The sequence below is a fragment of the Photobacterium sp. BZF1 genome (assembly GCF_014349205.1).
GTDB lineage: Bacteria > Pseudomonadota > Gammaproteobacteria > Enterobacterales > Vibrionaceae > Photobacterium.
This window is the reverse complement of the sequence record NZ_JACSOF010000009.1, coordinates 63,933-70,011: the sequence shown is the minus strand read 5'-3', so window position 1 is coordinate 70,011 and position 6,079 is coordinate 63,933. Positions and strand designations below refer to the sequence as shown.

Here is a 6,079-nt window from a genome sequence, read left to right as displayed (position 1 = left end):
TATCTATGTTTTAGGTTTACTGAACAGATTTTGTATGATTACAAAAGTGCCGATGGTGCATTCTAAAGGAATGCACCATCGTATAATGTCGATAAACAATGGGTAAATTTAGCTTGTGTCACTAACACTTTCGTAAAGATGACTTTTTTCAAATTCAATTTGCGCATGCTCTAACTCAGCCATCAAAAATTTGATGTCATCTTGGTTGCCCAACTTGATAGCTTCACGCACTTTATCCCGACAATAAATTAGCTTTTCTCGTGGAGATTTTTTATCAAAAAGCTCACGCAATTTGTCCGCTTGATCCATAATTCACCCCATATAACAACTTGTAAAGATCAGTACGTCTGCGGATACCAATAACGTCAATGTGAAGTAATTATTATGCTAATGTGAAAATGATAGCATAATGGCATTATTGTGACGGTATTTCAGTGTGACGCTTTTCACGCTTTTTTCGTTATTAATGCTAAATCAGAATATTCATTTGTGTTAATTATATTAATGTTTTAGGTCTGTTTGGTTTTTGTGTGAAGTATGTAGGGAAGAGTGAGTGGATAAAGCGATTTTTGAGGCTAATGTTGAGTGGGGTAGGAACGAGCAGGAGGTGTTTGTTGGCAATAAGTTCAGCAGGTCACACAGATGGCAGTTCGATGGTGGTGTAAGCGTGCCAGCGACCGCTTCTCATCAGATCGTCCCATTACCGTATTCAAAGCCAGAAAATGTTGATCCCGAAGAAGCCTTTGTTGCAACACTATCAAGTTGTCATATGATGGCTTTCCTTGCTGTTGCTTCAAAGAAAAAATATGTTGTGGATTCCTACATTGATCATGCGATGGGTGTTCTGGAGCAAGGGGAAGGAGGACGATTTTCAATGACTCAAGTAACACTCCGGCCTAACATCGTTTTTTCAGGTGCTCGAACTCCTTCAAAGGAGACCATAGAAAAAATGCACAACGTGGCCCATCAAAACTGCTTTATTGCAAACTCAGTTAAAACCGAGATCAACATTGAGTTTTAGTCGCTCTCTACAAGGTATATAAAATGCCGCCCAGAGTTTAGGCGGCATCGAAAGGGTTTCACCAATTAGTGAAGTGGTTTCTTAGGACCGTTTCGAACAAGATCCTTACCGTTTTCGTAAACTTCTTCGGTGACCCAGCGTCCCATCAATAGTTGGTGCTTATCATCAAGAACAGCCACAAAACGACGACCGTCAGCATTGTTGGTTGCTAAGGCAATGCCGGCGACATTAGTCAGGCCCAAACCACCGCTTTCTACAGAAAGAAGGAAAGCTTCTAGTTCATCCAATGTGGTGATAACGTCATTATCATTGATCATAATATTAATCTTTACTGTAAGTTGTGATTGCATTTTACAGAGGATAGAGGAGAAATTGAATTTAGCTCGATTTAGTTGCTCAAATTTAATTCGACTTGGCCTCTGTAGAGTTCTAGAAAAAGCTTGTCTTGCTGCATCGCTCAAATCCTGTACATTAAATGGAACAAAGGGATGCAATCATAACTAACCATCGGCTTAAACATTTTGGACATTAAGGAAAGGAGCACCGAAATAATGGATAAGAAGACATACGCGGTGATAGGCTCTGGTGCCATTGGTGGATATTACGGTGCGAGGCTTCATCACAGTGGTCACAATGTGCACTTTCTTTTTAACACTGACTATCATTTTGTTTGCGAAAACGGGCTGAAAGTGGACTCGCATTATGGTGATTTTTCGATAACAGCCGATGAGCTCAACGCTTATCATTCTAGTCAAGCAATGCCACAAGTTGATGTTGTGTTGGTTGCTTTGAAAACGACCAAAAACGGCCTGCTAGAACCACTGGTTCGTCCTTTACTCAAACCAGAAACACTCATCGTGCTGTTACAAAATGGTATAGGGGCTGAGCAGGATCTAACGGAGAAGTTAGGGCTGAATCATATCGCTGGTGGATTATGCTTTATTTGTTCCAATAAAGTTGGCCCAGGCCATATCAATCACCTCGATTATGGACGCCTTACCCTCGGTGTTCACGGTGAGTCAGGTTTATCTGATCTCAATGAAGTTGCCAATGACTTTAGGCAAAGCGGCGTTGAAGCCGATGTTGAAGGCAGCATCATGGAAGCACGTTGGAAAAAACTACTCTGGAATGTGCCATTCAATGGACTTTCTGCTGTATTAGATACCGATACTGCCCAAATGATGAACTGTCAGCAAATGGCGGAGTTAGCACAAGCAATAATGCATGAAGTGAGGTTGGCTGCACTAGCAACAGGTTATCCAATTGATGAGTCGTTGATTAATACAATGCTGACTAACACGGCCAAGATGAAGCCTTACCTAACAAGTATGCTGCTTGATAAACGAAATCATCGTGAAATGGAATTGCAGTATATGTACAAAAATGTGTTGGATCTGGCCAAACAGTATAGTGTTGGAATGCCAAAGACAGAGGCGTTATATCAGCAACTGTGTTTCATTAACCTGCAAGTGATGAAAAACGGTTAAAGCAGGCAATAATCATTTTTACAGGCCCCTTCGTTACTACAAAAACGAGGGTTTGGCTGATAAACTGCGCATCCAATTTTTCTATTGTGAAAGTTAACCACCATGACATTTGCTTTACTGCAACTAAATAAGTCGCTATTGGATGCATTGCCAAGTCAATTGGCCGAACCAACCGACATTCAACGCCTTGCGATCCCTTCCATTATTCAGGGGCGCGATTTGTTGGCGCTGGCACAAACTGGCAGCGGTAAAACTTATGCTTTTGGCTTACCCATGTTGCAGCAAGTGAATTCTGAGCTAGAGCAGGTTCAGTGTTTAGTTTTGGTGCCAACTCGTGAACTTGCTTCTCAGGTGAGCGATTCCTTAAAAGATGTTGGTGTTAAGCTGGGTATACAGGTAGCCATGTTATGCGGTGGTGTCTCTGCTGAATATCAACAAGCTGAGATAGAAAATGGTGCACAGATTGTTGTAGCGACACCGGGCCGCTTATTGGACTTCCTCAATAAAGAGCTGATTTCGCTTAAATCTTTAGCAATGTTTGCGCTTGATGAAGCTGATAGGTTACTGGAAATGGGCTTTTGGCCTGATGTTCAGAAAATCTTCTCTTTTGCCCCAGCGGCTCGGCAGACTTTGCTGTTTTCTGCCACCTTACCTGAAAGTCTTGAGAATGCCGCGTTAGGTTTAATGTATAAACCTGAGCGTGTTATTGCCAATGCGCAAAACAGTGTGGTTGAAGACATTCATGAGCAGCTCTACTTAGTTAATAAAGGCAGCAAGCCACAAGCATTGATTGCCTTGTTGAAGCAGAATAACTGGCCGCAAGTGTTGGTTTTCGTTGCAGAGAAGAAGGCGGCAGATAATTTAGCTAAGCGACTGTCTAAAGCCGGCATCAATGTAGATTCCCTTCACGGTGACAAAGAGCAAGCCACTCGCGAGCAAACATTGGCAGAGTTTAAAGCACAAAATACACAAGTATTAATCACGACCGACCTGCTATCACGAGGTATCCATGTCGATGAGTTACCAGTGGTGATCAACGCTGACTTGCCTGAAAATGCGGCTGTATATGTTCACCGTGTAGGAAGAACGGCTCGCGCTGGTAATAATGGCCTAGCTATTTCTTTAGTATGCCACGGTGAAACGTTAGCTCTGCATGCAATCCGTAAGCTCACTGGTAGGCCAATGGATACGACAGAGCTTGAAGGTTTCCCAGTAACGGATAAACCAGCAGATCCCACATCAAACACTGAACGTAAGCGGCCACCGCGTGATAAAAAAGCTAACCGCCGTAGCCAAGCCAAACGCAGTATTAAGCAGTTCAAACCGAAGAGAAAAACGAACTAATTTTCTTATCAATTAAATCTAATGAGCAACTTCGGTTGCTCTTTTTTTTGCCTAATGGTTTGACATTGAATCTACAGGTGTTTAGTATCTGCGCCTAATTTTTAGCACGCCGTTATCGTGCCTACTTCAATGGGTATGAAATTGTGTCTATGGGTATCGCAGAGGTCTAAATGAAAAACGTGTTGTGTGTTGTTTTGTTAATTCTGGTCTTGCCAATTAATGCCAAAACAAGGACTGAAACGGCTGGAGATTTACTGCAAGTAGCTCTCCCTTTGACTGGACTAGGTGTTGCATGGTGGAAGGGGGATGATGAAGGTGTGGAGCAACAAATCAAAGGTGCATTAATCACGGGGGCTATTACCCATGGACTGAAATTTGCTATTGAAGAGCAGAGGCCAAATGGCAAAAATTGGGATTCATTTCCGAGTGGGCATACCTCTGCAGCATTTAGTGGGGCTGCTTTCTTACATCACCGCTATGGTATCGAATACGGCCTTCCTGCGTATGTTGCAGCTTCCTATGTAGGTTACAGCCGCTGTTATGCATCCAAACATTGGGAGACAGACGTTCTTGCTGGGGCAGTACTCGCTTATACGGTTAGCTATTACGTTACTACAGAATACAACGATCCAAATCTTACGGTAGCGCCCGCTCGATTCGGTAATAGTGACGCACAAGGGATTGTGTTCAGCTATTCCATTTAAGTGATATGGGGCTACGTGAACTATGTTATTCCTTTACTCATTGCAACCTTCTATCCAGTCTACACTTTCTAGGATTGTTGATGAAAATGATAGGGATGTTGAATGAAAAAATATTGGGTTACAGCCTTTGTTTTGATGATCGCAGCCTGTGCCAAAACTCAGGCTCAAACGTATGTGCGATATGTATTTGAGGGTCAGGTTAAATATGGCATTTTGCAAGGGGAGAATATACAGCCTTTGAAAGGGTCTCCCTTTGATGCCCCATTACCTGCTGGAAAACCTTTGAAGTCAAACCAAGTGCAGATGCTCCTACCGACAGTACCTGAAAAAGTGTTTGCGGTTGGGATGAACTTTGCAAGCCATATTTCATCTGATAGTCAATCGCCACCGCCTCTGTTTTTGAAGTTACCCTCTTCATTGATTGCTACCGGTGAGCCTATAGTGTTCCCTCATGACGCAACGAATGTACATTTTGAGGGTGAGTTGGTGTTGGTGGTGGGTAAGACCTTGAAGGATGCAGATGAAAGTGAAGCCAAAGAAGCGATTTTTGGTGTATTAGCAGGTAACGATTTAACAGAACGGAGTTGGCAAAGTCGCGATCTGCAATGGATGCGGGCAAAAGCCAGTGATGGTTTTGGGCCGATTAGCAACCAGATAGTCACCAATGTGGACTATAACAATGTGTTGCTAACCACCCGCCTTAACGGTGACATAGTCCAGCAGGAGAGCACCAAAAATATGATCCATAAACCAGAAAAAGTGGTGAGCTACCTGAGTCACTATTTTACCCTTAAGCCCGGTGATTTGGTGTTTATGGGTACCCCTGGGCGTACCAAAGCGCTAAGCAAAGGTGATGTAGTCTCGGTTGAGATTGAGGGCGTAGGAAAAGTTGAAAACCGTATCAAGTAGGTAAAAGGTGAGGTATTACCAGCACGCCGGTTCACGAGTGTTCCTTGCTATTGAGTACTTAGTGATTAGATAATCATCTTGAGAACTCAGGAGACTGAAATGGAACAGATATATGTGGCTGGCGGTTGCCTGTGGGGTGTTCAGGAATTTATGAAGCACCTACCCGGTGTGATTTCTACCGAAGCTGGCCGAGCAAACGGGACAACAAACACCACACAGAGTGATTACGATGGTTATGCCGAATGCGTTCGGATAGATTTTGATGCCACGGTTGTGAGTGTTGAACAATTGATGGGGTACTTGTTCGAGATTATTGACCCCTACAGCATTAACAAGCAGGGTGAGGATGTCGGTGAAAAGTATCGTACTGGTGTATATAGCAAAGATCCTGCACATTTAGACAAGGCTAAGCAATATATCAATGCTCGTGAAGATAAAGAGCAAATTGCTGTAGAAGTGCTTCCTTTAGTCAATTACGTCAAAAGTGATGAAGAGCATCAGGATAGGCTAACGCGTTTTCCTAATGATTATTGCCACATTCCGTTAGACCTTTTGCACAAGTATAAGAAGGCAAACTAACTATGATTGAGGGCAATTAGCCTTTGATATTTCGG

8 protein-coding genes are annotated in these 6,079 nt (G+C 43.0%); 6 read left to right on the top strand and 2 right to left on the bottom strand.

Translation table 11 applies throughout. From position 1 onward, the window contains the following. Window positions 1-108: 108 nt before the first annotated feature. Window positions 109-309: a hypothetical protein gene (locus BIZ37_RS03360; protein ID WP_187460300.1), complete on the bottom strand. Its 201-nt coding sequence runs from the start codon at window positions 307-309 to the stop codon at window positions 109-111. A 244-nt stretch (window positions 310-553) separates the two neighbouring features. Here BIZ37_RS03360 and BIZ37_RS03355 point away from each other — a divergent pair, with 244 nt between their 5' ends. Further along, on the top strand, window positions 554-1,021 hold the full coding sequence (locus tag BIZ37_RS03355) for an OsmC family protein (RefSeq protein WP_187460299.1): 468 nt from the start codon (window positions 554-556) through the stop codon (window positions 1,019-1,021). 65 nt (window positions 1,022-1,086) lie between these two features. Here the strand turns inward: BIZ37_RS03355 and BIZ37_RS03350 are convergent, their stop codons facing one another. Further along, window positions 1,087-1,338, bottom strand: a complete 252-nt coding sequence (locus BIZ37_RS03350; RefSeq protein WP_187460298.1) for a hypothetical protein — start codon at window positions 1,336-1,338, stop codon at window positions 1,087-1,089. Window positions 1,339-1,572: 234 nt separating this feature from the next. Between BIZ37_RS03350 and BIZ37_RS03345 the strand changes: the two genes are divergently transcribed. The 5 genes from BIZ37_RS03345 (at window position 1,573) to BIZ37_RS03325 (ending at window position 6,044) form a co-directional block, all read left to right on the top strand. Next, a complete protein-coding gene (locus BIZ37_RS03345; RefSeq protein WP_187460297.1) occupies window positions 1,573-2,508 on the top strand; it encodes a putative 2-dehydropantoate 2-reductase in 936 nt (311 codons plus the stop codon). A 102-nt stretch (window positions 2,509-2,610) separates the two neighbouring features. After that, window positions 2,611-3,852 (top strand): DEAD/DEAH box helicase, encoded by a 1,242-nt coding sequence (locus tag BIZ37_RS03340; protein WP_187460296.1) that lies wholly within the window; start codon window positions 2,611-2,613, stop codon window positions 3,850-3,852. Between the two features lie 170 nt (window positions 3,853-4,022). Further along, the gene (locus BIZ37_RS03335; protein ID WP_187460295.1) at window positions 4,023-4,556 is read left to right on the top strand and encodes a phosphatase PAP2 family protein; all 534 of its coding nucleotides are present in this window, start codon (window positions 4,023-4,025) and stop codon (window positions 4,554-4,556) included. A gap of 135 nt (window positions 4,557-4,691) precedes the next feature. Further along, complete coding sequence (locus BIZ37_RS03330; protein WP_187460304.1) at window positions 4,692-5,465, top strand: fumarylacetoacetate hydrolase family protein; 774 nt, start codon at window positions 4,692-4,694, stop codon at window positions 5,463-5,465. A 99-nt stretch (window positions 5,466-5,564) separates the two neighbouring features. After that, window positions 5,565-6,044: a peptide-methionine (S)-S-oxide reductase gene (locus BIZ37_RS03325; protein WP_187460294.1), complete on the top strand. Its 480-nt coding sequence runs from the start codon at window positions 5,565-5,567 to the stop codon at window positions 6,042-6,044. Window positions 6,045-6,079 lie beyond the last annotated feature (35 nt).